Genomic DNA, 26,459 nt, shown 5'->3' with positions numbered 1-26,459 from the left:
CTCCTTTTTAAAGCAGATTAAACACCCAAATGACGGTAAAGACCGCAATCATACTATCAAACCGGTCTAAAATGCCACCATGTCCCGGTAACAGATGACCTGAATCTTTGACTCCGTACTGGCGCTTATAAGCAGACTGCACCAAATCCCCGAGCTGTCCGACTACCGCCACGACAATCGCTAAAATGGCGACCTCGATCATCGGCAAGATCGGATCAATCCAGACGAAGATGATACCGAGTACAATCGCAGACACAATGCCCCCAATCGCCCCTTCAATCGTCTTATTCGGACTAATCGATGGCCATAACTTGGCTTTCCCGAATGCTTTTCCGGTAAAATACGCTCCCGAGTCTGTCGCCCAAATCATAAACAAGATTAGCAGCACTTTCGATAGGCCGTCCTCAGAGAGCCGCACTAACGCAAAACTAGAGAAACCGACGACCAAATAGACGGCTGAGACGAAGTAAAAACTGGCATCTTCATACGTGAATCGGTTTTTCGTGACCACTGTCCAAAACAGCAACAACACGAGCCCTAAGACGAGCCATTGTTCAATCGAGAACGGAAGTTCATCCGTGACAACTTGAGTCTTAAGCAATAATAAGAGGAACGGGAACGCCACGAGGAGCGCTGTCACTAAGAACGGAAACGCCAACAGCTTATGCTGTCGCATCAACGTGAATTCACTCAATCCGATGAGTGCCAGAATCCCCATCAATGAAACGAAGGCATTGCCTCCAAGCGCAATCACCGTGATGAAGATGGCTCCTGCCCATAGTCCTGTAATAATACGTGTCTTCATGTTACACCCCACCAAAACGTCGCGTGCGCGCGTTGTATGATTCAATCGCTTCTACAAAATGCTCACGCTTAAATTCCGGCCACAATACTTCTGTGAAATGAAGTTCAGCATACGCGCTTTGCCATAATAAAAAGTTAGAGAGTCGTTGCTCACCGCTCGTCCGAATAACGAGATCTACATCTTGAACGTGTGTCATGAGTCGTTCACCAATCATACGATCATCGATATCGTCTGCCTGAACCAAACCGGACTGAACGTCTGCTGCAATGCTACGCATCGCTTGAACGAGCTCATCTCGTCCCCCGTAGTTGAGTGCGAAGACAAGGTTCAACCCTGTGTTCGCAACGGTCCGTTCTCTCGCCTCGTTAACGGCTTCTCGTGTCTCTCGTGGGAGTTTCGACGTATCTCCCGCAACGAGCACCCGTACATTCTGTTCGTGGAGTTCTTTCAAATCGGTCTCCAAAAACTGTTTCGGCAGTTTCATCAAGAATGAGACTTCCTCTTCCGGACGAGTCCAATTCTCTGTAGAGAACGCATAAAGCGTCAGAGACCGAATCCCGAGTTCCTGCGCTGTTCGTACCGCTTCCCGGATGGACTTCATCCCTTCCCGGTGACCCATGATGCGAGGGAGACCACGTTTTTTGGCCCAGCGCCCATTTCCATCCATGATGATGGCTACGTGCTCAGGAACACTTAACTCCGCCTCGATTTTCGTTTTAGGATTCACCCATTTAAACATTCTGTTACCCTCCTGATTGTATGAAAGAAGGACCCTCTCAGAAAAAGGGTCCCCACACAGCTTTTTGGTATACCACTTCCGTGATTACACTTCCATGATTTCTTTTTCTTTAATTGCTGCAGATTCATCAATCTTCTTGATATACGAATCCGTCAACGTTTGAACGTCATCTGCATATCCGCGGAGATCGTCTTCTGTTAACTCGCCATCTTTCTCGAGTTTCTTCAAGTTTTCATTTGCATCACGACGTACGTTACGGACAGCGACCTTCGCTTCTTCTGCGTATTTTTTCGTGACTTTAACTAATTCTTTACGACGTTCTTCCGTCAATGCAGGAATCGCCAAACGGATGACCGTACCGTCAGATGATGGAGACAAGCCGAGGTCTGCCTTTTGAATCGCTTTCTCTACTTCAGAAACCATCGACTTATCCCATGGTTGAATTAAAAGTAGACGCGCTTCTGGTGTATTGATGTTTGCCACTTGATTGAGTGGTGTTGGGACACCATAGTAATCAACTTGGACAGGATCCAAAATCGATGCGCTGGCACGGCCAGTGCGAAGCGTTCCAAAATCACGTTTAAGTGAAGAATGCGCTTTTTCCATTTTTTCTTCAGCTGTTTTCAATACTTCTTTGACACTCATGAATTGACTCCTCCTACTACCGTCCCGATATGTTCCCCGAGAACGACACGTTTAATGTTACCTTCTTCAAGCAATGAGAATACAATCAATGGAATGTGGTTGTCCATACAAAGTGACGTTGCTGTCGAGTCCATGACTTGAAGTCCATCCTTTAAGACGTCAAGGTAAGACAACGTATCGTACTTCACTGCCGTTGCGTCCAATTTCGGATCAGCTGAATAGACGCCGTCCACATTGTTTTTACCCATTAAGATGACATCAGCTTCGATTTCAGCCGCACGGAGAGCAGCTGTCGTGTCCGTTGAGAAATATGGGTTTCCTGTGCCGGCCGCAAAGATAACGACGCGTCCTTTTTCAAGATGACGCATTGCGCGACGACGAATGTATGGTTCAGCAACTTGTCGCATTTCAATTGATGTTTGGACGCGCGTTTGGACACCGTACGTTTCAAGGCTATCTTGAAGAGCAAGTGAGTTCAATACAGTTGCGAGCATACCCATGTAATCTGCGTTTGCCCGATCCATCCCGAGTTCACTACCCGTCTTTCCACGCCAAATGTTTCCGGCACCTACAACAACGGCGACTTCTACACCCATCTCGATCAATTCTTTAATTTGACTTGAGATTGAGTTTACAATGTTAGGGTCGATCCCGTAACCTTGATCTCCAGCGAGCGCTTCTCCACTCAATTTTAACACAATTCGTTTATATTTCGGTTCCATAACTTTGCCTCCTCTTGCTTGAAAAAAGGGAACACGCTCCCTTAACGAACTAACTCAAGGTTATACAGACGTGTTCCCAATTTTAGTTGTATCACAGATTGTGACACAGATTATTTTTTAAGTTGGTTCATAACTTCTTCAGCAAAGTTCTCTTCACGTTTCTCCATACCTTCTCCTACTTCGAAGCGTACGAACGAGTTGATTTTTCCGCCTTTTGATTCTACGTACTTACCAACTTTGAAGTCGCTGTCTTTTACGAACGTTTGGTCAACGAGGCAGATTTCTTCGAAGTACTTGTTCATTCGACCAGCAATCATCTTCTCAACGATGTTAGCAGGCTTGCCTTCGTTAAGTGCTTGCTCAGTCAAGACTTTCTTCTCGCGGTCGATTTCTTCAGCTGATACTTCATCGCGTGTCGCGTAAAGTGGACGTGCTGCAGCAACGTGCATTGCAACGTCTTTAGCAACTGTTTCGTCAGATGTGCCGTCGATTACAACGACTGACCCGATGCGACCACCCATGTGGAGGTACGTACCGAATACTGCATCGTCAGCTTTTTCAAGAACAGCTACACGACGGAGTGAGATTTTCTCTCCGATTGTCGAAGCTTCTTCTTGGATGTACGTTTCAAGTGTTTTACCTGCTTCGTACTCAGCCGCGAGTGCCGCTTCTGCAGTTGTTGCGCCTGATGCGAGTACTGCTTTTGCTACGTTGTTCACGAGTGTTTGGAACTTCTCGTTCTTCGCAACGAAGTCTGTTTCTGAGTTGATTTCGACGAGCACAGCTTTGTTGCCTTCAACTGCTACTGCTGTCAAACCTTCAGCGGCGATACGATCACCTTTTGCTGCTGCTTTAGCGATTCCTTTTTCGCGAAGGAAGTCGATTGCTGCTTGCATGTCACCGTCTGTTTCAACGAGTGCTTTTTTGCAATCGAGCATTCCTGCTCCTGTTTTTTCACGAAGTTCTTTTACCATTGCTGCTGTAACTGCCATCGGAAATTCCTCCTTGTAAAACTAACGAATTTTAAGAAAAAGCACAGGGCTTTTTGAATACATGTCCTAAAAAAAGGTGATAAAAGGCTTTCCCTTTATCACCTATTGTCTCACTGATTACTCAGCTTCTGTAGCTTCAGCTTCTGTCGCTACAGCTTCTTCAGCAACTTCTTCTTCACCTTGCTTCGCTTCGATGATTGCATCAGCCATCTTCGAAGTGAGCAATTTAACTGCACGAATTGCATCGTCGTTCGCTGGGATTACATAATCGATTTCGTCTGGGTCACAGTTTGTGTCGACAATCGCAACGATTGGGATGTTCAATTTGTGAGCTTCCGCGATTGCGATACGCTCTTTACGTGGGTCAACGATGAAGAGGGCGTCAGGCACACCAGGCATGTCCTTGATTCCGCCGAGGAACTTCTCAAGACGAGTCATTTCTTTCTTCAAGATGATGACTTCTTTCTTAGGAAGTACTTCGAACGTGCCGTCTTCTTCCATTTTTTCGAGTTGCTTCAAGCGGTTGATACGCTTTTTGATTGTTGAGAAGTTAGTGAGTGTTCCACCCAACCAACGCTCGTTAATGAAGAACATCCCAGAACGGATTGCTTCCTCTTTGATTGTATCTTGAGCTTGTTTTTTCGTACCAACGAAGAGGACGTTTCCGCCTTCTGCCGCGAGTTCACGAACAAAGTTGTAAGCTTCGTCTACTTTTTTGACCGTCTTTTGAAGGTCGATGATGTAGATCCCGTTACGCTCTGTGAAGATGTATTTCGCCATTTTTGGGTTCCAACGGCGTGTTTGGTGACCGAAGTGTACACCAGCTTCAAGCAATTGCTTCATTGAAATTACTGCCATGATAAATTTCCTCCTTGTGGTTTAAAAAAGTCCTCCGCCTCGTTCATTGTTGTATTCCGACCTTTCGGCACCGAGGAATATCATCCCGAGACGTGTGTGATGTGTTTAACACCGAGAATTACTATAGCATATGTCACGAAATCCGGCAACTCTCACTTTTTACGAAGTTTCGCATAAAGCGCAAGCTCGCCCTCGCCTTTTCCGAGGATACGGGCAGCGTCCCGCACGGAATGTCGCAACAAGACATCGTCCACGTCGATTGACGCGGACGGGGTCGTCTCTTCTGTCGCCTCTACGACCGTTTGAACGGACTCATTGACAGGGAGCGATGAAGCTTCTTCCTGTTGAACCACGTTCGAACGTTCAACGGGTTCTTGAACAACGAGGTCGTTCATCGACTCCATGAATGAAAGAAGCAACGTTTCGGTCTCTTGCTTCTCTCGTTCGAGCCGTTCGACTCGTTCCTGAAGCGCTTGGACTTGTCGGTAGCCGAATAAAAAACCGTAAGCAACCAAACAAGCTGTGATCACATATACAATATACACTTGTTCATCTCCTTACGATGTCTTTTCTTCTAAATAGGACCGACCGAGCGCGTGTTTTAATGTCTTCAACGCTTTGGAATGAATTTGCGAAATCCGTGATGTTGACAGTTCGAGCACTTCCCCAATCTCCGTCAACGTCAGTTCGTCAAAGTAAAACAAAGAGACGACGAGTCGTTCTTTTTCGGATAAATGGTCGACTTCTGCTGCCAGCACATCAATCAATTCGCGTTGCAACAACGTATCTTCTGGCTTTTCAGAATCCGGGTCGAAATACGTGACAGACATGACTTTTCCTTCTTCTTGCAACGTCACGGCCTCATCAATCGACAACATATTGGCAAAGTACCCTTCCGCCATCGTTCGTTCGATTTCTGCAATCGGTAAGTCGCATGCCGAAGCTAACTCGCTCTTCGTTGGAGCACGATGTAACGACTGTTCAAGCTGTTCTGCCACCTGATCGATTTTTTTCACTTTTTCTCGAACCGACCGAGGTAACCAATCCACTTTTCGTAAACCGTCGATAATGGCTCCACGAATCCGAAACGCAGCATACGTATCAAATTTATTATTGTGCTCTGGATCATATTTCATAAGGGCATCGTACAATCCCATGTAACCCAAACTTTTCAATTCGTCGCGTTCGACGCTCTTTGGAAGCGTCACGATCATCCGTTGTACGTGGTAGTGGATGAGAAACTCGTAATGTGCTAGTAATTCGTTTGCTGTATCCATATCACGGTCCATATTCCAGCGATCCCACAACTGTGTAAGATGAGTCGTCATGTCGATCCCCCCTTATAGTTCTTTCGTACCCACGCTCACCGTCCGAATCGATAAGACAGATGTTGCGACATCAAACTCGATTGTCCGCCCGTTATGTCCGCCACAATCTTCTGCCACGAGCGGAATACGATGGACTTTTAATGCTTGGCGGATGGCCTCGGCGTTTCGCTCACCGATTCGCATCGCCTCGTTCTCATATTTAAACTGAAACATCTGAGCGCCGCCTGCCATCTTTGCTTGAAGCCGCGTGGCCCCTTCTCGTTTCAATGAATGCACGAGTGTATCAATGGCTGTATCTGCGTATTTTCCTACTTCAATCGTCTGGTTCTTACGAGCAATCGTCGAGTCCGGCAACATGACATGTGCCATCGCTGCCAGTTGGAGGCGGGTGTCATATAAAATGACACCCACACATGACCCGAGTCCGGCTGTACGTAACCGATTTGGTGCGGTCGTCTGCTTCCATTCGGCAATGCCGATTTTTAATACATCAGCCATTGCCAAGCAACCGTTCTTGAATCCGTTTGAGCGACCCATGTGTTGGTAGGAACAACACATGTCCTGCACTTACTTTTTGATCAATCATAAATGTCGTGTCGATATAGAGCGCCGCGTCTTCCTCAGGTTGTACAGACGTGACGACAAATTCAACAATCGAACCTGCCATATCGATGGCCGTTGCCGGCACTTGAATCATAATCGGTGTCTGTAACCAGTCACCTAGCGCTCGCGCATAAGCACCGCTCATAATATTCCCGACCTCTTCCCAAGCCGATTGGCCGAGCTCATCAAAAGAATCAAATGAATATGGCATCCCAATCAAGGTCGAAACCATTTGCTCGGCATCTTCCACGGCGAACAAAATGAGGATCATTCCACGAATATCACCATCTAACTCCAACAAGACCGAGGCAACATGTCGTTCCGGACCGCCGACTCGCTCTGGTAAATAGGTGATCGGTTCCATTTCGGCAGAAGACACGGTAATGTTCACCGGTTTCGAAAGCATTGCCGACAAGGCAGTCGCCGCATGTCCAGACCCTATATTTCCCAGTTCCTTTAACAGGTCTTGTTCAAACTCACTCAGCATACTGTTCCTCAAACAACGCATTCGCATCGAGTAAGGAGAAGAGTTTATCTTCTCCTTTTGCGATGGCTGTCAGATGTGCCGAGAGCATATCGCGGCTCGATTCCGGAATCGGTTCGATTCGTACTTCATCGCTTTCCACGACCTCATTCGCACGGTCGACGATAAATCCGGCATCTCCTTGATTCAACGAGGCGATCAGGATGCGCGTTTCATCCGTTGGTTCGATTTCTTCGTAGCCGAGTCGCAAGCGAAGGTCGATGACCGGCGTGACGACACCACGAAGGTTGATGACCCCTTTCACATGTGACGGTGCGTTCGGCACTCGTGTGATCGGCTGAAGTCGCTCGATTGAACGGACCGACTGTACGTCGATCCCATACGTATTTTCTTCAAGTGAAAAGACTACCCATTTCTGTTCCATCAATATTCCTCCTTAAAAGAGATCGTTACTATCTACGATAAGGGCGACGCGACCGTCACCAAGAATGGTCGCACCAGAGATAGCTGGAATCCCTTCAAGATACGTACCGAGCGGTTTCATGACAATTTCTTGTTGACCGATCAAATCGTTGACGACGACGCCGACGAGTTTGTTGCCTTTTCGAACGACGACGACCGGGAATTGCGACTTCGTCTCTGATTCGATGCCAAACATTTCTTTCATGTAGACGAGTGGGACCAGTTGACCACGGAAGTCGAAGACTCGCTCACGGTGTGCTGTCAAAATGTCCGCTTCATCAAGTAATGTCGTCTCAAGGATCGATGTCAATGGAATCGCATACGATTCCTCTCCCACTTGAACGAGCATCGCCGAGATGATCGAGAGGGTGAGCGGTAAGCTGACTTGGAACTTCGTGCCCTGTCCCGCAACCGTCTCTAAAGAAACGACGCCACCGAGTGACTCGATTTTATTTTTGACGACATCGAGTCCGACACCGCGTCCTGACAAGTCAGTGACCACGTCTGCCGTCGAGAAGCCCGGAGCAAAGATCAGCATCGCCAATTCGTTCTCAGACATCGTCGTCGCTTCTTCATCTGTGATCACGCCGCGCTCCAACGCTTTCGAGCGAACCTTGTCGACGTTGATGCCGGCACCGTCGTCCTCGATTTCAATGAAGACTCGGTTTCCGCCGTGATACGCACGGAGTGCAAGCATGCCCTGCTCCGGTTTTCCGGCTAGAAGACGTACTTCCGGACGTTCGATGCCGTGATCGATGGCGTTACGGATCAAGTGGACGAGCGGATCGCCAATTTCATCGATGACCGTGCGATCGAGTTCTGTTTCAGCACCTGAAATGTCCAACTGGACTTTTTTATGAATCTCTTTTGCGACCGAACGCACCATTCGTGGGAAGCGATTGAACACTTGTTCGATTGGCATCATCCGGAGGGTTAAGACGAGTGATTGTAACTCGTTCGTTCCCCGCTTGATTTTTTCGACCGTTTCATTCAATTCTGGTTGACCGACTTCGTCCGCCAGGCGCTCAAGTCGTCCACGGTCGATAATGAACTCTTCAAATAAGTTCATCAGACGATCAATTCGTTCTAAGTTGACGCGAATCGTTTTTGCTTGTGCTTGAGCGGCTACTTGCTCTTTCGTATCTTTCGCTTCTTCCTTGTCCGAGGTAGCTTGAACGACAGGTTCAGGTGCAATCGTCTCCGCTGTCACAGCGACTTCTGGCTCACTGACCGCTGTTTCTGTATACGTATTGACTTCGACGCGCTCCACTTCCGAGACTTGAGCGATGGCATGTTCAATCACTTCTGCCGTCTCTTGTGACAAGAATAAGACGTCGAACGATAAGTCAAATTGCTCTTGTTCGATTTCTTCTGTCTCCGGATGTGTGCTGACGACCTCACCTAGTTCTTGAAGGCGATCGAATACCATATACGCACGGGCCGCTTTCAAGACGACCGCGTCAGACAGTTTGACTGTGATTTGATACGCCTCAAAGCCTGTCTGTTTGGCTTGCTCGATGACCGAGTTCGTATATAGATCAATCTCAAACGTGCTCGTCTCTGACGTTTTTTCGACTGCGACTTCTTTCCCACCGATGAAGGATTGGAATGCGGCGACCGTTTCTGATACATCCACGTTCGCGCCTTGTCCTCCGCTCTCGATGTCCGCAATCATGTCTTCCATCTGTTCCATGGCGATGAACATCGTATCCAACAAGAGTTGGTTACTTTCCTTTTTGCCGCCACGGACGAGGTCGAGCGCGCTCTCCATCTCATGTGTCAAGTTGGCAACGCGTTCGTACCCCATCGTCGAAGACATCCCTTTTAGCGTGTGCGCGGACCGGAAGATCTCCTGTACAACATCCGCACCACCCGATTGTTCTAATTTAAGTAACTGTGTGTTGATCGATTGGATATGTTCTTGGGATTCATCTAAAAACAACCCTAAGTATTCATTCACGTCCATCTCATTTACCTCCCTGTCGTTATACTCGGTTCCACTGTTTTCGTAAGTTCCCCATCAAACGGTCCATCAAGTGACGTGGTTTCGGAGGCGTACCCGTAAGCGTTGTCAAAATTCGTTCGAGGCGCCAGCTAATATCACTCTTTCGGTTGTATTGATAAAACGGGACTTGGGCGATGACTGCCTTTCTGACAGATGAGTCGTCTGGTAGAAAGCCGAGGAATCGAATCGTCTTATTTAAAAACTGTTTACATGCGACTTCCATCCGTTCGAAACATTGAAGGGCTTCCTCACCGGACTGGGCTCGGTTGACGATGACGCCAAGCGGTAAGTCCGGGTACTGATGGTGCACCAGTTTCGTATATGCATAACCGTCCATTAGCGAGGTAGGTTCTGGAGTCAAAATCAAGAACATCTCATCGCAACCCGCGATGAACTGGAGTGAAGTGTCCGTCGCTCCAGCCCCCATATCGAACAGGACATAATCATATTCGGTCAATACTTCGAGTTCTCGCATGAGAAATTGCATGTCATCATCTGAGAGATGGACGAGTTGGTCCTGCCCACTCCCTCCATGTAATATATCGACACCATATACATTTTTCTGAACAGCTGCAGCCAATGGAATACGAGCTTTGACGGTCTCGATCATCGTTCTGGACTTCATGGCATTCATCAAGATGTGCACATTGGCCATTCCGATGTCAAAGTCGACAATCAACACTCGTTTTCCGAGTTCAGCTAGGGCGATGGCCGTGTTTACACAGACGTTCGTCTTTCCGACCCCACCTTTCCCACTCGCAAAGGCGATTGTCGTCGGATGGGCATCATTGATTGCTCTTAAACGCCTTGCTTGGTCCATCTTGCCCACCCTTCTTTCTCAAACAGTCGTTTCGTCAGTGCGTCCGCATTCCCCCGAATCAGATCGTCCGGCACTTCTTGGCCGTCTGTCATCCAGGCGACCGGAAGACCGCTCTTTTTCACCATGCGGTACATCGCGTGGATATCACTTGTCTCGTCCGCCTTCGTAAAAATGAGTGAGCTAAGAGGCAATGACTCGAATTGCGAATAGATCATATCCATGTCCTTCGTTTTGGATGTCAAACTCAAAACGAGCGAAAGGCTTGTTTCAGTGAAGTCGTGATGTTCATGAAACTGTTCGACGTAAGCCGGATCGCGGAAATTTCGTCCCGCCGTGTCGATTAGCACGATGTCTTTACGAGCAAACAATTGCTTGGCACGCTTGAAGTCATGAAAGTCATATGCCACTTCCACCGGAATACTCATGATTTCAGCATACGTCTTCAACTGTTCGATGGCAGCGATTCGGTACGTGTCGGTCGTGATCAATCCGACCGTTTTGCCTTCCGTCAGCTTGAAGTGCGCCGCAAGTTTGGCGAGCGTGGTCGTCTTGCCGACCCCCGTCGGTCCAACGACCATAACATATCGCTTCGCTTCAGGCGGTTCAATGAACGACGATTTGACTTGTTCGTAAACGAAACGTTCAGCTTCTTCTACAGATTTTGTCGTGTAGTATAGTTCGTTCAGCGTTTCCTCCCACGACTCATCGGCAAAGGATTCTGTCGAGAGCAGCGATTCGACATGTTGCAACGAGGCGTGTAGTCTCGGTGCCGCTCCTCCAATCACACGTGGTGATGTTTGCGGGATGACAGGTTGTGATGGTGTTGGTGCTGTCCGAACAGGGACAGGCTGTCGTGGCTTTGTGACGACTTGCTCTTTTTCGAGGGCTGCGATGACCTCCACTTGCTTTGACGCAAAGAGACCGAACCATCCTGTCTTCACTTGTCGTGAGTTGAGGATGACCGCTTCGTCTCCGAGCTCTTGTTTCACTTTCGCCATCGCATCAGCCATGGTTTTCGCCGTAAACTTTTTAATCTGCATGTTAAATCACCCCAATACTTTTCACTTCGACGGAACTGAGTAATTCGTTATAAGCCAATACCGGCACATCTGGATAATACCGTTCGAGTAATTGACGAACGAACAGACGAATCGTTGGGGAACATAAAATCACAGCCGATGCCCCATATCGTTCAAACATCGACAGTTGTTCGCCAGTGCGCTCGATAATCTCTCGAGCTTGCTCTGGGTCGAGCGCCAAATAGTTCCCGAACTCCGTTTTCTGAACCGCATCTTGCACCGTCTGTTCCGTCTGTCCGCCGAGTGTCACGACGTAAAGGGGACCTTCAGGTGGTTTGACTTGATCGGTCAATTGACGGGACAAGCCTTGACGGCAATACTCTCCTAAGATTTCCGCATCTTTCGTCACTTTTCCGTAGTCTGCCATCGTCTCAAACAGAAGCGGCAAATTTCGAATGGAAACACTTTCTTGGAGTAAGTGGCGCAACACTTTCTGAATTTCGCCAATCGAAAGGACTGACGGCGTCACGTCCTCTACGAGAACCGGATGCGTCTCTTTCAGGTGCTCGACGAGTTGTTTCGTCTCTTCCCGACCGAGTAAATCTGCCGCATGTTTCTTCAACGTCTCGGTCAAGTGAGTCGCGACAACAGAAGGCGGATCAACGACGGTATACCCGCTCATTTCTGCCCGAGTTCGTGTTTCTTCATCAATCCAAAGGGCAGGAAGACCGAATGCTGGTTCCGTTGTTTCAATTCCATATACCTCAGGGTCTTCGATGCCCGGGCTCATCGCCAAGTAATGATCCAGCAATAGCTCTCCCTCTGCAACGACGTTCCCTTTGACTTTGATTCGGTATGCGTTCGGTGATAACTGCAAGTGATCGCGAATCCGGACCGTCGGTAAGATGAAGCCAAGCTCGAGTGCGAGTTGACGACGAATCATGACAACGCGGTCTAACAAGTCACCGCCTTGAGACTCATCTGCAAGCGGAATCAAGCCATACCCGAATTCAAATTCAATCGAGTCAATCTGCAACAGCGAGACGACTGATTCTGTCGGCGCTGTCGATGGTTCCTCTTCGAGCATCGGCTCTTCCGTTGCCTGACGGATATTTCGACGCATCGTGTAGGCGCCGAAGAATGCCGTTCCGGCAATGATCATCGTCACAGGAAGTAGGGGCGGTGATACAAAACCAAGCATGAAGACAATCGACCCGGCGATATAAAGGAGTGATGGGTTTTGACCGAGCTGGTCGATTACGTCTTCCCCTAAGTTTCCATCCGAGACGGCACGGGTCACGATAATCCCGGTCGCGGTCGAAATCAAAAGTGCTGGGATTTGACTGACCAAGCCATCCCCGATTGTCATGAGTGAGAACGTTTGGAACGCTTCTCCAACTGGTAATCCCATTTGAACGACACCGATGATAATCCCGAAGATCAAGTTGATCGTAACGATGATAATACCAGCGATGGCATCTCCTTTAACGAACTTCGATGCCCCGTCCATTGATCCATAGAAGTCCGCCTCGCTTTGAATTTTACGGCGACGCATCTGGGCTTCCTTATCGTCAATTAAACCAGAGTTCAAATCGGCATCGATGGCCATCTGTTTCCCCGGCATCGCATCGAGTGTGAAGCGAGCAGATACTTCCGATACACGCTCTGCTCCTTTCGTGATGACGACGAATTGAATGATGACAAGAATCAGAAAGACGACAAATCCGACAAGGACATTTCCACCGATGACGAAATCACCGAACGTCTCGATGACTTCCCCACCATAACCTTTAGATAGAATCGAACGGGTCGTCGATACGTTCAAACCAAGACGAAACAACGTCACAATCAATAAGAGAGAAGGGAATACGGAGAAGTCAAGTGCTTCCCGGGCATTCATCGCCACAAGTAGAATCATGATGGCGATCAAAATATTTACGATGATTAAAAAGTCTAATAAAAACCCCGGTAGCGGGATGATCAGCATGATGACAATCATCAACACACCAATCAAAATTGCAAAGTCTTTCGCTTTTACTGCCAACACATACTCCTCCTCAAGACGGTTGCTTCATTTGATAGACGAATGCCAGTACTTCCGCAATGGCTTGATAAAACGATTCGTCTACCACTTCACCGATGTCGATTTGCGCATAGAGCGCGCGCGCGAGTGGTTTATTTTCAACAATGGCCACGTCATGTTCTTTTGCGACATCTCGAATATGAAAGGCGACCCGGTCGACCCCTTTGGCGACCACGAGCGGCGCAAAATCTTTCGTGTCATCATATCGAATGACGACCGCGTAATGGGTCGGGTTCGTGATGACGACATCGGCATTCGGTATCTCTTGCATCATCCGTCGCATCGCCATTTCCCGTTGTTGCTGTTTGATTTTAGATTTGATGAGTGGGTCACCTTCCGTATTTTTGTACTCATCTTTTATATCTTGCTTAGACATTCGGATCGATTTCTCGAAATCAAATCGTTGGTAGAATAAATCGAGTAGTGCAAGTGCGAGCAAGGCGACACTTACCCAAAGACCGAGTTCAATCGTGATACTCGCGAGTGCGACAATCGATTCACGAACTTGTTCGACGGCCATCCGAGACAGTTCTTTCTGATTTTTCCAAAGGACAGCGACAGCGGTTGTCAGGATGATTAACAATTTGAATAAGGACTTTAAAAATTCGACGACCGCTTTCATACTGACGATGCGTTTGACCCCCTTGATCGGGTCGATCCGCTCAAGCTTTGGTTGAATGGCTTCTAAAGAAAATAACGTTCCGATTTGTAGGTAATTGATGAGAATCCCAAACACGACGGCAACGACAAAGAACGGAGCCAAAATCAAACCGACACGGAGCATTAAGTCGACGACCATATCCGACATGCCGCCCGTCACGTTAAACAATAAATACTCTGGGCTGAGTAAATCGCTGATTAAAGAAAGCAATTGCTGCCCAATCACGGGACCGAAAAAAGATAACATGAGAAACATCGCAAAAAGTGCGAACGCTCCAGTCAAATCGGCTGATTTGGCGACTTGCCCCTTCTTTCGGGAGTCTTCCCGTTTACGCGGCGTCGCTTTTTCTGTCTTTTCGCCTGCAAAAAACTGTAGATTGACCGATAAAGGATATAGAGGCTTCTTCATGAGGCGTCTCCTAATATGAGCATAAAGTCGTGCATCACTTCTTGTAATAGCGGGATGAACTGACTGATCCCTGTCAATGTCAGTCCCATCAATAAAACCATGACGGCAAAGCCGGCGATGAGTTTAAATGAAAATCCGATGGCAAAGATATTGAACTGTGGCGCTGACTTCGCTAAAAATCCGAGAGCTAAGTCAACAAGGAGCAAGGAAGCCATCATCGGCAACGCCAATTGCAACGCGACCATCATGGTCATGGTGACGACTTTCACGGCCATCATCAAAGAGGCTTCGGTAAAGTTGATCATCGGTTGACCAGGCGGATAGATTTGAAAGCTATAATAAATGCCATCAATCAGCAGAAGATGCAGGTTGCTCGTTAACAAAATGAACAGCGTAAAAATATAATAAAATCGTCCAATCAATGGCGATTGACCGCCAAACATCGGATCATATGCCGAAGCCATCGCTAATCCGAGCTGTAAATCAATGACCCCACCGGCAATTTGTGGTGCAAAAAATAGGATGTTGATTAACAGTCCAAGTAAAAGTCCGATCATGACTTCATAGACGACTTGCAGGACGAACGCATTCGTCATCTGGATTGGCTCGGTCAGTGTGAACATCGCGTAATACGCTAAAAACGCACTGAATCCGACGCGGTGCATGACCGGTAATTGTCTCGTCGAGAACAACGGGACACTGACAAAAAAGCCAGACAGTCGTGCGAACGTTAACCCATACATACTGATGAAGTCGACCGCATTCATTTCGATGCAACCTCAACCATCAACTCAAAGATCAAACGCGTGAATCCTTCAATCTGTTGAAGCATCCACGGTCCAAAGATGACGAGACCGATGAAGACCGAAATAATTTTCGGAACGAACGATAGCGTTTGTTCTTGAATTTGAGTCGTGGCCTGTAAAATCGAGATCACGAGACCGACGATCAGTGAGATGAGCAGAAGTGGCATTGATATTTTTAATAAGGTCCACACACTCTCTGTCGCCAAATAGATGACCATTTCTTGTGTCATGTCCGTTCCCCCTACATACTTCTAAGCAATGATTCCACAATCAAGTGCCAGCCATCGACCAATACAAACAACAATAATTTAAACGGCAGTGCAATCATGACCGGTGGAAGCATCATCATCCCCATCGACATGAGGACACTTGCGACTACCATATCAATGATCAAAAACGGTAAGAAAATCATGAAGCCGATTTGGAAAGCGGTCTTCAACTCACTGATCGCGTAAGCAGGCACCAAAGCGAGGAGCGGCACATCATCAAGTGTCTCCGGCTGCTCGTAGTTCCCATACTTTAAGAACAGTTGTAAATCTTCTTGTCTTGTATATTTCGACATAAACTCCTTCATCGTCCCACTTGCCTCATCGAACGCCTCATCTTGTGAGATCTTGTCATCGAGGTACGGTTTCAATGCGTTCTCGTTCAAATCCGAGAGAACCGGAGACATGACGAACAGTGTGATGAATAGTGCCAATCCGACAATCAATTGGTTCGGTGGCGTTTGCTGTGTACCGAGTGCCGGTCGAATGAATGACAAGACGACCACGACCCGAGTAAAGCAAGTCATCAAGATTAAAAAGGATGGTGCGAGCGTCAGCAATGTCAACAAAATCAAAAGCTTGATGGATGTCGACGTACTGTCCGGTGTTTCTAAATTGATCAATTGCTCAAACGTCGTCATGATTTCTTCCTCACTTCTTCTAGCTGAGCGAGTTGTTTCTTAAAGGTGTCTAAAAATGCATTCGAATTTGACGTTCGGAGTGACAAGGATTCCGTTTGCTCTTCCTCGATCGTGTCCGCATCGAGTCGATCGATCAGTTGAATCGAATCGCCGACACCGAGTACATACACTTGGTCACCGAGCTTCACGAGCTGGACTGAACGGTCTTTTCCGAGCGGGACGCCTCCGAGATGTTTCATATGTTGAGTCGCTTTCACGCCTTGTGTTTTAGAACTGAGCCAACGCATCAAGACGATAAATCCGCCGACCACGACCACGAGACTCAACACGACTTTCACGCCATTGCCAATGGTTGACGCTGTCGTTGGAACGTTACTTTCCTGTTCATCTGTCTGTTGTTGCTCGAATTGTTGGTCTACGGTGGCGGCCTCAACCGTGGCCGGAGCAGAGAGCCCGACCACGAGGAGAATAATCAACCACCATTTCTTCATTGTGCGACCGTTTTAGAAACTGCTTCGATGACACGTTCTGCATTGAAAGGCTTGACGATGAAGTCTTTTGCTCCAGCTTGAATGGCATCGATGACCATCGCTTGTTGTCCCATCGCTGAACACATGATGATTTTCGCATTCGAGTCGAAGCTACGAATTTCTTTCAATGCTGCGAGTCCATCCATCTCAGGCATCGTGATATCAAGTGTGACGAGATCCGGTGTGAGTTCACGGTATTTCGCGACAGCGTCCGCGCCGTTTTCTGCCTCACCTACTACGTCATATCCATTCTTTGTCAAAATGTCCTTGATCATCATACGCATGAACGCTGCGTCATCCACTACTAATACTTTTGCACTCATTCTAAATTCCTCCTTAAACGATTCCGATCCGCTCATGCGGTTGAATAATTTCTGTTACACGTACCCCAAAGTTTTCTTCAATGACAACGACTTCTCCTCTAGCGATTCGCTGTTGGTTGACATAAATGTCTACCGGCTCACCCGCTAGTTTGTCGAGTTCGATGATGGAGCCCTGTGATAACTCAAGTACTTCCCGAACGGATTTCTTCGTTCTTCCTAACTCTACTGTCACGTTTAACGGGACATCGTATAACAACCCAAGATTCGCCGGGGCCGCTTCTTGCGATGCCGGTGATTGGAGCGGCATGAATTCCGCTTGGCTAACTGCCACTTCCGGCATCGATTTTTGTTTACTTGGTTGCGGGGTGACTGGTTGCGCTTGTTGTTGGGCTTGCGGTTGTGGTTTTGGCGCTTCCGCTTGCGCTTTCACCGGTTCCGGTGCTGCCTGGGCTTCCCCTGTAGCTTTCATCAACTCATCGACCAATTGCTTTCCAAATTGAATCGGTGCGATCTGAACGATTGTTGAATCAATCAACGTACCTACTTTGAGATTGAACTCGATGAGTACCATCGTCTCCCAAAGTTCAAGGCGATCGATGATGGTTTGGTTCTTCGTCGCATCGAACACTTCGACAAGCGGTGGCGAGATGTCAATCTTCTTCGAAAATACCGTCGATAAAGACGTTGCGGCCGCCCCCATCATTTGGTTCATTGCTTCTTGAACTGCCGACAACCGAATCTCATCAAGGCTCTCCGGATCAACATTCTCTCCGGTCCCGCCTAACATGAGGTCAGAGATGATGGCCGCATCTTCGCGAGTCAAGACGAGGACGTTCTCCCCTTGGATTCCTTCTGTGTAGCCTACTCGAAGCGCCACATGAGGAGTGGGATAGCGTTCGCGTAACGCTTCAATTCTCACTTCACTGACAACCGGTGTAGTGATTTCAACTTTTTGTTGTAGTAATGTTGACAAGGCCGTTGCCGAGTTCCCGAATGAAATATTCCCAATTTCTCCGAGTGCATCGCTCTCCATCGAATCTAAATGTTCTTCTTTCGCATCGACTTCTGGCGTCGGCGTATTGTCGCTTGTCCCGCGTAATAACGCATCAATTTCATCTTGTGACAGCATCTCACTCATTGCTCTTCCTCCTTCACACGGTGAAGCACTTGAACCGCCATTCGCTTCCCGCTCACACCGACTTGCCCTTTAAATACTTTATTTTCCCCCACCATGACGGACAGGGGTTCTTTTGCTAATTGATCGAGTGCCAAACAATCTCCGACTTCTAGATGCAACAAATCTCCAAATGTGATCGTCGTCTCACCGAGTAAGGATACGACCTCGACCGTCGAGTTCATCAATTGGGCTTTAAGCGGTTCCTTACTCGATTGACTCGCATTGCGTCGATTCGCTTCCTGCATCCAGTAATGACTCGATAGCTTGGACAATACCGGTTCGATTGTGACGAATGGCAGACAGACGTTAATCGTTCCGCTCACTTCACCGATTGTCACACCGATTGAAATCAAGACGACCGTTTCGTTTGGTGAGACGAGTTGCAGGAACTGCGGATTCACTTCCACGGCTGACATTTCTGCTTTAATCTCAGCAATCGATTCCCAAGCATCCCCATATGTCGAAAACGCCCGTTTGTACAATTGCGTCAAGATCCGCATCTCGATTTCGGTGAACGATTCGATTTTATCCATCTCGACACCGGGACCACCGAGTAATCGGTCTAACATCGCGTACGAGATGTTCGGATTGACCTCGATGATGAATCGCCCGTTTAACGGTGGCGCCTCAATCAAGTTGATCATCGTCATGCTCGGAATGGAATGAATGAATTCATCGTACGGTAATTGTTCGACCGAGTTGACCGAAAACTGAACGTACGTGCGAAGTTGGGCCGAGAAAAATGTCGTGAGCATCCGTGTGAAATGCTCGTGAATCCGAGTTAAGCTACGAATTTGGTCTTTAGAAAATCGAACGGCTCGCTTGAAGTCGTATTGTCGAACTTTCTTCTCTTCCTCTTGCGCGAGAAAGGAGTCTGCTTCGACATCCCCACTGCTTAATGCAGATAGTAAGGCATCAATTTCTTGTTGAGACAGTACTTCTCCCATGATGCCACCTCACTGAATAATTTTCTTCGTCATATAGACGCGTTGGACTTCACCTTCTTCAAGCAGTCCGTTAAGTTGTTCTCGTAATGTTTGTTCGAACTTTTGCATATCCTCTTTTGTTGCCAATTGGGCTTTCGTCATCCCGGATAAGTCACCTAAAATGACATTGTGCACTTGGAATTTACGTAGTTCTAAATTCTCTTTCGTTTCAGCCGAATCTGTGACGATCGTAAATTGAACGTTGATGAAACGCTCGTCTTGAATGTTCGTCGTCATATCATCGGTCATGAAACTCCGTTCTGCCAACTCTTCAGCTGTGACCGGTTTCGTTTTAGCAGTGACGTTATCACCGAAGACATATTTGTACGTCATGAATCCGGCACCGCCCATGACGAGCAGGACGACAAGCAGGATGATTACGACCTTTAGGCCGCCACCTTTTTTATTTTCTTCTTCACTCATCTTCTTCACCTCTTGTGAACATCGTTCCGACTAAACCGATTGAGCGGTAAAAGGCTTCAGTTCGTTCAATGATTTGATCTTTCGTTTCTTTTACGAGATACGTTTTGCCATTAAACAATTGGATGATCGTGTCGGGCTCTGCCTTCACCGTTTCGATGAGCAAAGCGTTCAGCACGAACTCCTCACCGCGAAATGCCGTGACGCGAATCATCAGCGTTTCAGGTTAACGAGTTCTTGAAGGATCTCGTCCGATGTTGTGATAATTCGTGTGTTCGCCTGGAATCCACGCTGTGCCACGATCATTTCAGTGAACTCTTCCGAAAGGTCAACGTTTGACATTTCAAGTGCGCCTGAGACGAGTTCTCCACGACCGTCAGAACCAGGTACGCCAAACTGTGGAACACCGGAGTTTTGCGATTGTACGAAGTTGTTGGCTCCGACTTTTGATAACCCGGCGTTGTTCGAGAAATTCGACGTGACGATGTAACCAGCGATGCGAAGCTCACCGTCAGATGCTACAAAACTGACTTGCCCGTCTTTACTAATTGAGAGCGATTTTGCATCTGTTGGGATTTTAATTCGTCCGTAACGATTTGTTTTCGCTGACGTATCAGTTGCCGCATAATGATCTAAATTTGCTGTTGGACCTGTGAAATCTGTTTCAGCTGGGGTCGCTGTTACTCCTGCAGCAACTGGCAACGTACTAGTGAGTGACCCAACAAGATACGTCCCGTCGCCCGTCACCAAGTTACCTTGGTTGTCCGTATAAAAGTTCCCAGCGCGCGTGTATTGGAGTTGACCATTGACCATCGTCGCATAAAAACCTTCCCCTGAAATCCCAACATCGAGGGCGCGTCCTGTGTTTTGCATGGCACCCTGGTTATAGACGTTATCGACCGTCGCCATCGTACCCCCGAGACCGACTTCCTTCGGGTTAATACCACCCGTTGTCGCATTCCCAGCGGACGCACTCCCGACTTGTTGACTGACGAGGTCTTTGAACGTGACGCGACCTTTTTTATAACCGAACGTGTTGACGTTGGCGATGTTGTTCCCGACGACGTCTAGCTTTGATTGGAAGTTCTTCAATCCACTGATTCCTGAGTACATTGCTCTTAACATAATGTATTCCTCCTATGCTTATTTGATGGATGTGATATCGTACACGCTGACAGATGTGCCGTCTTCAAGATCAGCCATATATCCGGTTAAGTCGTTACGAGAAATGGAAACGACTCGACCCGACCCTTTCGTCGTCTCTTCACTCGTTTCCGATGTGAAGTCGATCGTTTTCCCAATCATGCTACTGTATTCAGAAATCGACGACATGTGACGGTCGACGAGAACTGAGTCAAGTTGTTTTGAGATGGCTTGCATTTGTTCGAGCGATGAGAACTGTGCCATCTGTGCGATGAATTCTTTATCTTCCATAGGTGACATCGGATCCTGGTTCGCGATTTGAGCGAGAAGCAACTTCATAAACATGTCTTTATCGTATTGATTTGTCGCTTTTGGGAGCGACTGATCTGGCAATGTATAATCATTCGTCTTCGGTTGAATGCTCGTCATCTTCAGACCCTCCTTTAGGCTGTTCTTGTGGTTGTTCTTGTTCCGATTGCTCGGAACCGTCTGACAAGGCTGCTTTAGAATCGAGTGCCTGTTGTGTCAAGTTGACCTCGACCCGAACGTTTTGCGAATGGGGTGTCAACGTTTGTTGCAACTGTTGAACTTGCGATTGAATCAGTTGTTTCGCCTCTTGATTGCTGGCAAACATCTTGACGACAAGTTCTCCATTCTTCCGCTCTAGCTTAACGACGAGTTCCCCTAACTGCTCCGGATATAATCGTACGGTGAATACTTTTGAACCGTCCGCCCCACTTTTGAACGGTGCCTTTTGAAGAGCCGCTTCAATCCGAGCTTGTAAATTTTCAGGAAGGGATCCTTTTGAGGCATACATGACCGTGTCCACGTCAATCTGTGGTCTTGACCAGTTCATCCCTTTCGGCATCCAGTCTACGTTATTTGGCTGTAGCGCAGGTTTTGCGATTTTTAAGGTTTCAACATTTGGCAAGACGGGAACTTCTTTCAATGTACCTTCGATTGGTCCTTTATACTGTGTGATGATCCGTTGCATCGTTTGAACCTGTTTGGCAAGTTCTTGGTTTGGAACTTGTTGAGTCAGTGCAATGTTGGTCGTCTGAGTATTTCCCTCTGTTTGCTTCGTAGTATGGACTTTCGGCGTAGTCGTCGTCTGTACAATCGCCGGTAAAACCGAAGACGGGATTTCAGTCTCAGGCGAAGGATTAGACAATTGACCGAGTAAACTTACATATGCATCCATAAACGTCCGATACGCATCTTGTGGCAGTGATTTTAGCCACTTCAATGTATCAGGCTTTTGAAACCATGTTTCGAGTTCCTGTGCCACTTTTTCCAAATCGACTGATCCTTCAGGAAGCACACCTTCTTCAAGTTGAGGAAGTTCTGCCTGCTCCCCTGAGCCTTGCATTGGGGCAAGCATCGCAGAAAGGAGGCTTAAAAATCCACCTGCTCCCTGTGATTCTCCCTCCACTGTTCCAGTACGAGCCATCGATCCTTGAATGGCTTGCGTCAATAAAGCGATATTCAATGTTGGCCCTCCCTTCTTGTGTTCATTGGAGAAGCTGCGTCACAACCGCAGCCTGTTGTGCATTCATTCGTCCTAAGATGTCTGCCTGTTGCTTAGGTGATAGTTCCTTCAACAGTTCAGCAACTTGAGGGCTTTCGAGTTCACCCATAATGGCTGCCGCCTGTTTGGCTGACATTTCTTCATAGACGCTAGCGACGTCAGATGATGATTCCTCTTCTTTTGACGCTGCCTCTAGTTCCGAGACGAGTCGATCTCGTTCACGAATCAAATCGGTGATTTCTTCTTGTCTAGCCTTTACTTCGTTCGTCAATTCCACATTTTCGTTGCGAAGTTTTTCAATCTCACTGTTCGCCGCTTTTAATCGGTTCGCTGCGTCCGAATCGATTCCCGTCACATTCACCTGCGTCTCCGTTTTTTTTGATTCTTCCGTTTTCTCGTCCTCGTTCACTTCCAATAAGGGAACGGATAAGAGCGGACGGTCCATCGCATAGTTCATGACGACGATCCCACCGACTAGGATGAAGATTGCTGGAATGAGGACTAACGCCACGATCATTTGCTTGCCTCGTTTATTGTTCTCTTTTGCCATGCTACTTCCCTTTCCCATGATGAATCACAGCAAGTTCATCCATCATTTGTTGCTCTGTAAGTTTAGCTACCGTCATCTCTTGCATGCTGACCTTTTCATGTAGCGTCACGTATTTCTTTTCTTCCACCACTTTACCGAGCAATCGTTCTTGCGACGCATGATAGCGATTGCGGGCCTGTTGTACGACGAGCTGTTGCGTTTCGATTTGACGTTTCACTTGCTCTCGCGTCTTTTCTCGATACTGCGACATGAGAAGGTCGATGTTTCCAGATTGTTCGTCTTGGTGTTTGATGAGCGACTCATACATGAGAAGAAGGTCATATAGCTTCTCCATCTCTGTCTCAAGTCTTGCCTTAAATCCTCTGACTTCTATGGCGGCATCTTCTTTTTCATGTTCCGCAATCGGCATGATTCGTTCTAATATGAGTCTGTTCATGATTCACCTCGTGCGATATGTGACAAGTGGGTCATCGTCTGTTCGAAAGCAGCATCTTCTTCAATCGATTGTTTTAAAAACGTCAACAAGTATGGATATTTATCCACGGCAGTATCAATCGCAGGATTGGTGCCTTTTTTATACGCTCCGATATTGATTAAATCTTCCGCATCGATATAGGTCGCAAGCCAGCTGCGGAACGTTTGGGCCGCCTCCTTATGTGCCGGAGAAGCGATTTGGTTCATGACCCGGCTGATTGATTTCAGTACATGGATTGCCGGGAATTGCCCACGGTTTGCGAGCGCCCGGTCCATGACGAAGTGTCCGTCTAAAATCCCACGCACCGCATCGGCAATCGGTTCATTCATATCATCTCCGTCGACGAGGACCGTATAGAACGCAGTGATCGACCCTGATGCCGCTGTCCCGCTTCGCTCTAGTAGTTGAGGCAACATGGCGAATACGGACGGGGTGTACCCTTTCGATGTCGGAGGTTCGCCCGTCGCGAGACCAATTTCACGCTGCGCCATCGCAAATCGTGTCACCGAGTCCATCATCAAGACCACTTCTTTCCCTTGGTCCCGGAAGTACTCGGCAATCGCGGTCGCCGTGTAAGCTCCCTTCAACCGAACAAGCGGGGGTTGGTCGCTTGTCGCTACAATCACGACGGAACGAGCCATGCCTTCTGGTCCGAGCTCCTTTTCGATGAACTCTTTTACTTCCCGGCCCCGTTCTCCAATCAAGGCGATGACGTTAATGTCGGCTGAAGAACGTTTGGCAATCATTCCGAGCAAGGTCGACTTCCCGACACCGGAGCCGGCGAACAAACCGACCCGTTGCCCTTTACCTACAGTCAACAGCCCATCGATCATCCGGACACCGGTCGACAGTGCATCCAAAATCCTCGGTCGATTCAACGGGTTAGGGGGTTTGCGTTGAACATCATAACGCTTACCGGTCACAAGTCGTTCACCTGACAGGGGACGCCCTAAACCATCGAGCACTTGACCAATCAACTCTTCCCCTACAGGAACTTGAAGCATTTTCCCCGTTCCTTTGACTAGACAGCCAGGCGCGATTTGTGTGGTTTCACCGTATGGCATGAGAAGGACGCGCTCTTCATTGAATCCGACGACCTCAGCTTCGACTGTTTCATTCGAAGGAAGGACAATCAAACAGCGCTCTCCGACAAACGCACTCGGTCCGTTCGACTCAATCATCAAGCCGATGACTCGACAAACTCGACCGATTTTTCGTGTGAACTCGCCGTCTGTAGACTGTTTAATCGAGCCGAGAACCTGCTCAATAAGCGCCATCCGCTAGAACCTCCTCGATTTTGGCTTGGATCCGTTCGAAACTATATGTCAAATCGACTTCATTGCCACGATGTGGCGACTCGATTCGAACTGCTGTCTCATCCAATGATCCGTCCCCTCGATATTTCAGAGGAGGTGTCTCTACTGTCCGCCACATCGCTTCGAATCGCTGAATCGAGGCAAGACGTGTCGGATGAACAAAGATTGTAAGTGCTTCGGCATCGATCATGTGTGACATCTGATCACGAATCATCGTCGCAAACAGTTCTTCATCTTTTCGGACAAGGTCTGTCGTCACGTGTGCACTGACTGTAACGGCCAATTCAATGAGTTGTTCTTCCGCTCGCCTCCACTTTTCTTCAAATAAGAGTTCGAGTTCGGTCGAAATGGAATTCAAACGCGTCGTGATCTCTTCAAATTCAGCCAATCCATCCTGCCTACCTTGAAGGAGACCTTCTTGGTATCCTTCTGAACGCGCTTCTTCAAACACTTGTTGCTTCAACCGCTCCAACTGTTCGACTTCCGTCTGCTGAAACTGTTGGAACGCTTCTTCGTCCTGCTTCAACTTCTCATAGCGTGATTGGATGACATCCCCATGATCGATTCCGTCATTCGGTTCTATAACGGGTGTCTCTAATCGCTTCGATTCAATTCGTTGCGGGGTATTCGATGTTGCACGTTGGCGTTTAATTACATTAGACAACGATGTCATCTCCTCCACCTCGACTGATTACAATCTCACCGACGTCCTCTAGACGACGAATGATTCCGACGATTCGACTCTGTGCCTCTTCGACGTCACGCAACCGCACCGGCCCCATGAATTCCATATCTTCTTTGAACGTTTCAACCATACGTTGAGACATGTTCTTGAAGATGATTTGTTTGACTTCTTCTGAAGAGACCTTGAGTGCAAGCAACAAGTCGTCGTTCGCCACTTCGCGAATGATTCGTTGAATCGCACGAGAGTCGAGCGTGACGATATCTTCGAAGACGAACATTCGCTTCTTGATTTCTTCTGCGAGTTCTGGATCTTCGATTTCGAGCGCATCGAGGATGGTGCGTTCCGTCGTCCGGTCGACACCGTTCAAGACTTCGACGACCGCCTCGATTCCACCCGACTGGGCATAATCTTGCATATCTGTCTGTGACAAGTTCTTTTCTAGAATCTGCTCCACCTCATGGATGACGTCTGGATTGAGTCGATCCATCGTCGCAATCCGTTTCGCGACTTCCGATTGAATCTCAGGTGGAAGTTCCGACAGGATCTGCCCTGACTTGACCGGTTCTAAATGCGCTAAGATTAACGCAATCGTCTGAGGATGCTCGTTTTGAATAAAGTTCAATAACTGTTTCGGGTCTGCTTTTCGTGCAAACTCGAACGGTCTGACCTGTAAGGTGGAAGTCAGACGATGAATCAATGCCATCGCCTTGTCTTCACCAACTGCTTTTTCAAGGACAGTTTTCGCAAACCCGATTCCACCCTGAGTGATATAACTTTGTGCCATGGCGAGTTCATGGAACTCACCGAGAATACTATCCTTTTCTTCCGGGGACACTTTTTTTAACGCTGAAATTTGAAGCGTCAGTTGTTCCATCTCTTCTTCTGAAAGATGTTTGTAGACGTTCGCTGCCACTTCAGGTCCCAGGGAAATCATGAGCATCGCTGCTTTTTCGCGATTCGATTGTTTTGCATAGTTCAC

Annotated in this window: 33 protein-coding genes; all 33 read right to left on the bottom strand. The window is 47.9% G+C overall.

Going from position 1 to position 26,459, the window contains the following annotated elements; all coding sequences use genetic code 11:
* Positions 1–7 precede the first annotated feature (7 nt).
* Positions 8–805 (bottom strand): phosphatidate cytidylyltransferase, encoded by a 798-nt coding sequence (locus KNO68_RS02675; protein WP_214687943.1) that lies wholly within the window; start codon positions 803–805, stop codon positions 8–10.
* 1 nt (position 806) lies between these two features.
* Entirely contained in the window at positions 807–1,544 is a 738-nt protein-coding gene (locus KNO68_RS02670; RefSeq protein WP_214687942.1) for an undecaprenyl pyrophosphate synthase, read from the bottom strand.
* A gap of 84 nt (positions 1,545–1,628) precedes the next feature.
* On the bottom strand, positions 1,629–2,189 hold the full coding sequence (gene frr / locus KNO68_RS02665; protein ID WP_031421698.1) for a ribosome recycling factor: 561 nt from the start codon (positions 2,187–2,189) through the stop codon (positions 1,629–1,631).
* Positions 2,186–2,911 (bottom strand): UMP kinase, encoded by a 726-nt coding sequence (gene pyrH, locus KNO68_RS02660; RefSeq protein WP_015881417.1) that lies wholly within the window; start codon positions 2,909–2,911, stop codon positions 2,186–2,188. The genes frr and pyrH overlap by 4 nt, the downstream gene beginning before the upstream one ends.
* A gap of 110 nt (positions 2,912–3,021) precedes the next feature.
* Positions 3,022–3,903 (bottom strand): translation elongation factor Ts, encoded by an 882-nt coding sequence (gene tsf, locus KNO68_RS02655; RefSeq protein WP_078146717.1) that lies wholly within the window; start codon positions 3,901–3,903, stop codon positions 3,022–3,024.
* Positions 3,904–4,020: 117 nt separating this feature from the next.
* Positions 4,021–4,761: a 30S ribosomal protein S2 gene (rpsB, locus tag KNO68_RS02650; RefSeq protein WP_015881415.1), complete on the bottom strand. Its 741-nt coding sequence runs from the start codon at positions 4,759–4,761 to the stop codon at positions 4,021–4,023.
* Positions 4,762–4,913: 152 nt separating this feature from the next.
* Complete coding sequence (locus tag KNO68_RS02645; protein ID WP_074037229.1) at positions 4,914–5,306, bottom strand: hypothetical protein; 393 nt, start codon at positions 5,304–5,306, stop codon at positions 4,914–4,916.
* Positions 5,307–5,318: 12 nt separating this feature from the next.
* Positions 5,319–6,089, bottom strand: coding sequence for a FliA/WhiG family RNA polymerase sigma factor (locus KNO68_RS02640; protein ID WP_159562099.1), 771 nt, complete (start codon positions 6,087–6,089; stop codon positions 5,319–5,321).
* 12 nt (positions 6,090–6,101) lie between these two features.
* The gene (locus KNO68_RS02635; protein WP_031421691.1) at positions 6,102–6,587 is read right to left on the bottom strand and encodes a chemotaxis protein CheD; all 486 of its coding nucleotides are present in this window, start codon (positions 6,585–6,587) and stop codon (positions 6,102–6,104) included.
* Positions 6,580–7,179: a chemotaxis protein CheC gene (locus KNO68_RS02630; protein WP_015881411.1), complete on the bottom strand. Its 600-nt coding sequence runs from the start codon at positions 7,177–7,179 to the stop codon at positions 6,580–6,582. Before KNO68_RS02630 ends, KNO68_RS02635 begins: the two co-directional genes overlap by 8 nt.
* Positions 7,169–7,600 carry a chemotaxis protein CheW gene (locus tag KNO68_RS02625; RefSeq protein WP_015881410.1) on the bottom strand — a complete coding sequence of 144 codons (432 nt, stop codon included), beginning with the start codon at positions 7,598–7,600 and terminating at the stop codon, positions 7,169–7,171. The genes KNO68_RS02630 and KNO68_RS02625 overlap by 11 nt, the downstream gene beginning before the upstream one ends.
* A 12-nt stretch (positions 7,601–7,612) precedes the next feature.
* Complete coding sequence (locus KNO68_RS02620; protein ID WP_215112005.1) at positions 7,613–9,604, bottom strand: chemotaxis protein CheA; 1,992 nt, start codon at positions 9,602–9,604, stop codon at positions 7,613–7,615.
* 19 nt (positions 9,605–9,623) lie between these two features.
* Positions 9,624–10,463 carry a MinD/ParA family protein gene (locus KNO68_RS02615; protein WP_015881408.1) on the bottom strand — a complete coding sequence of 280 codons (840 nt, stop codon included), beginning with the start codon at positions 10,461–10,463 and terminating at the stop codon, positions 9,624–9,626.
* Complete coding sequence (locus KNO68_RS02610; protein ID WP_215112004.1) at positions 10,442–11,503, bottom strand: flagellar biosynthesis protein FlhF; 1,062 nt, start codon at positions 11,501–11,503, stop codon at positions 10,442–10,444. The genes KNO68_RS02615 and KNO68_RS02610 overlap by 22 nt, the downstream gene beginning before the upstream one ends.
* 1 nt (position 11,504) lies before the next feature.
* Complete coding sequence (gene flhA / locus KNO68_RS02605) at positions 11,505–13,526, bottom strand: flagellar biosynthesis protein FlhA (protein ID WP_256440172.1); 2,022 nt, start codon at positions 13,524–13,526, stop codon at positions 11,505–11,507.
* A 13-nt stretch (positions 13,527–13,539) separates the two neighbouring features.
* Positions 13,540–14,634 (bottom strand): flagellar biosynthesis protein FlhB, encoded by a 1,095-nt coding sequence (flhB, locus tag KNO68_RS02600; RefSeq protein WP_214684481.1) that lies wholly within the window; start codon positions 14,632–14,634, stop codon positions 13,540–13,542.
* Positions 14,631–15,401 carry a flagellar biosynthetic protein FliR gene (fliR, locus tag KNO68_RS02595; protein WP_147537295.1) on the bottom strand — a complete coding sequence of 257 codons (771 nt, stop codon included), beginning with the start codon at positions 15,399–15,401 and terminating at the stop codon, positions 14,631–14,633. Before fliR ends, flhB begins: the two co-directional genes overlap by 4 nt.
* Positions 15,398–15,670 (bottom strand): flagellar biosynthesis protein FliQ, encoded by a 273-nt coding sequence (fliQ, locus tag KNO68_RS02590; protein WP_015881403.1) that lies wholly within the window; start codon positions 15,668–15,670, stop codon positions 15,398–15,400. Before fliQ ends, fliR begins: the two co-directional genes overlap by 4 nt.
* A gap of 11 nt (positions 15,671–15,681) precedes the next feature.
* Complete coding sequence (gene fliP / locus KNO68_RS02585; RefSeq protein ID WP_015881402.1) at positions 15,682–16,347, bottom strand: flagellar type III secretion system pore protein FliP; 666 nt, start codon at positions 16,345–16,347, stop codon at positions 15,682–15,684.
* A complete protein-coding gene (locus KNO68_RS02580) occupies positions 16,344–16,838 on the bottom strand; it encodes a flagellar biosynthetic protein FliO (RefSeq protein ID WP_214757109.1) in 495 nt (164 codons plus the stop codon). Before KNO68_RS02580 ends, fliP begins: the two co-directional genes overlap by 4 nt.
* Entirely contained in the window at positions 16,835–17,200 is a 366-nt protein-coding gene (locus KNO68_RS02575; RefSeq protein WP_015881400.1) for a response regulator, read from the bottom strand. Before KNO68_RS02575 ends, KNO68_RS02580 begins: the two co-directional genes overlap by 4 nt.
* A gap of 13 nt (positions 17,201–17,213) precedes the next feature.
* Positions 17,214–18,338: a flagellar motor switch phosphatase FliY gene (fliY, locus tag KNO68_RS02570; protein ID WP_214757110.1), complete on the bottom strand. Its 1,125-nt coding sequence runs from the start codon at positions 18,336–18,338 to the stop codon at positions 17,214–17,216.
* Positions 18,335–19,324: a flagellar motor switch protein FliM gene (fliM, locus tag KNO68_RS02565; protein ID WP_015881398.1), complete on the bottom strand. Its 990-nt coding sequence runs from the start codon at positions 19,322–19,324 to the stop codon at positions 18,335–18,337. Before fliM ends, fliY begins: the two co-directional genes overlap by 4 nt.
* A gap of 9 nt (positions 19,325–19,333) precedes the next feature.
* Positions 19,334–19,786 carry a flagellar basal body-associated FliL family protein gene (locus KNO68_RS02560; RefSeq protein ID WP_078146706.1) on the bottom strand — a complete coding sequence of 151 codons (453 nt, stop codon included), beginning with the start codon at positions 19,784–19,786 and terminating at the stop codon, positions 19,334–19,336.
* A complete protein-coding gene (locus KNO68_RS02555) occupies positions 19,779–19,997 on the bottom strand; it encodes a flagellar FlbD family protein (RefSeq protein ID WP_031421671.1) in 219 nt (72 codons plus the stop codon). The genes KNO68_RS02560 and KNO68_RS02555 overlap by 8 nt, the downstream gene beginning before the upstream one ends.
* Entirely contained in the window at positions 19,997–20,908 is a 912-nt protein-coding gene (gene flgG, locus KNO68_RS02550) for a flagellar basal body rod protein FlgG (protein ID WP_215112003.1), read from the bottom strand. Before flgG ends, KNO68_RS02555 begins: the two co-directional genes overlap by 1 nt.
* Positions 20,909–20,926: 18 nt before the next feature.
* Positions 20,927–21,355: a flagellar hook capping FlgD N-terminal domain-containing protein gene (locus tag KNO68_RS02545; RefSeq protein ID WP_078146704.1), complete on the bottom strand. Its 429-nt coding sequence runs from the start codon at positions 21,353–21,355 to the stop codon at positions 20,927–20,929.
* The gene (locus KNO68_RS02540) at positions 21,327–22,415 is read right to left on the bottom strand and encodes a flagellar hook-length control protein FliK (protein WP_078146703.1); all 1,089 of its coding nucleotides are present in this window, start codon (positions 22,413–22,415) and stop codon (positions 21,327–21,329) included. The genes KNO68_RS02545 and KNO68_RS02540 overlap by 29 nt, the downstream gene beginning before the upstream one ends.
* Before the next feature lie 22 nt (positions 22,416–22,437).
* Positions 22,438–23,004 carry a MotE family protein gene (locus KNO68_RS02535; protein WP_214687933.1) on the bottom strand — a complete coding sequence of 189 codons (567 nt, stop codon included), beginning with the start codon at positions 23,002–23,004 and terminating at the stop codon, positions 22,438–22,440.
* 1 nt (position 23,005) lies between these two features.
* Positions 23,006–23,440, bottom strand: coding sequence for a flagellar FliJ family protein (locus tag KNO68_RS02530; RefSeq protein ID WP_159562090.1), 435 nt, complete (start codon positions 23,438–23,440; stop codon positions 23,006–23,008).
* Positions 23,437–24,756: a flagellar protein export ATPase FliI gene (gene fliI / locus KNO68_RS02525; RefSeq protein ID WP_078146700.1), complete on the bottom strand. Its 1,320-nt coding sequence runs from the start codon at positions 24,754–24,756 to the stop codon at positions 23,437–23,439. Before fliI ends, KNO68_RS02530 begins: the two co-directional genes overlap by 4 nt.
* Entirely contained in the window at positions 24,743–25,468 is a 726-nt protein-coding gene (locus KNO68_RS02520) for a FliH/SctL family protein (protein ID WP_078146699.1), read from the bottom strand. Before KNO68_RS02520 ends, fliI begins: the two co-directional genes overlap by 14 nt.
* Positions 25,452–26,459 carry a flagellar motor switch protein FliG gene (gene fliG, locus KNO68_RS02515; protein WP_026826250.1) on the bottom strand — a complete coding sequence of 336 codons (1,008 nt, stop codon included), beginning with the start codon at positions 26,457–26,459 and terminating at the stop codon, positions 25,452–25,454. Before fliG ends, KNO68_RS02520 begins: the two co-directional genes overlap by 17 nt.

The sequence above is a fragment of the Exiguobacterium sp. s75 genome (assembly GCF_018617145.1).
GTDB classification, from domain to species: Bacteria; Bacillota; Bacilli; order Exiguobacteriales; family Exiguobacteriaceae; genus Exiguobacterium; species Exiguobacterium profundum.
The sequence above is the reverse complement of the archived record's forward strand: the minus strand, read 5'-3'. Positions and strand labels throughout refer to the sequence as shown.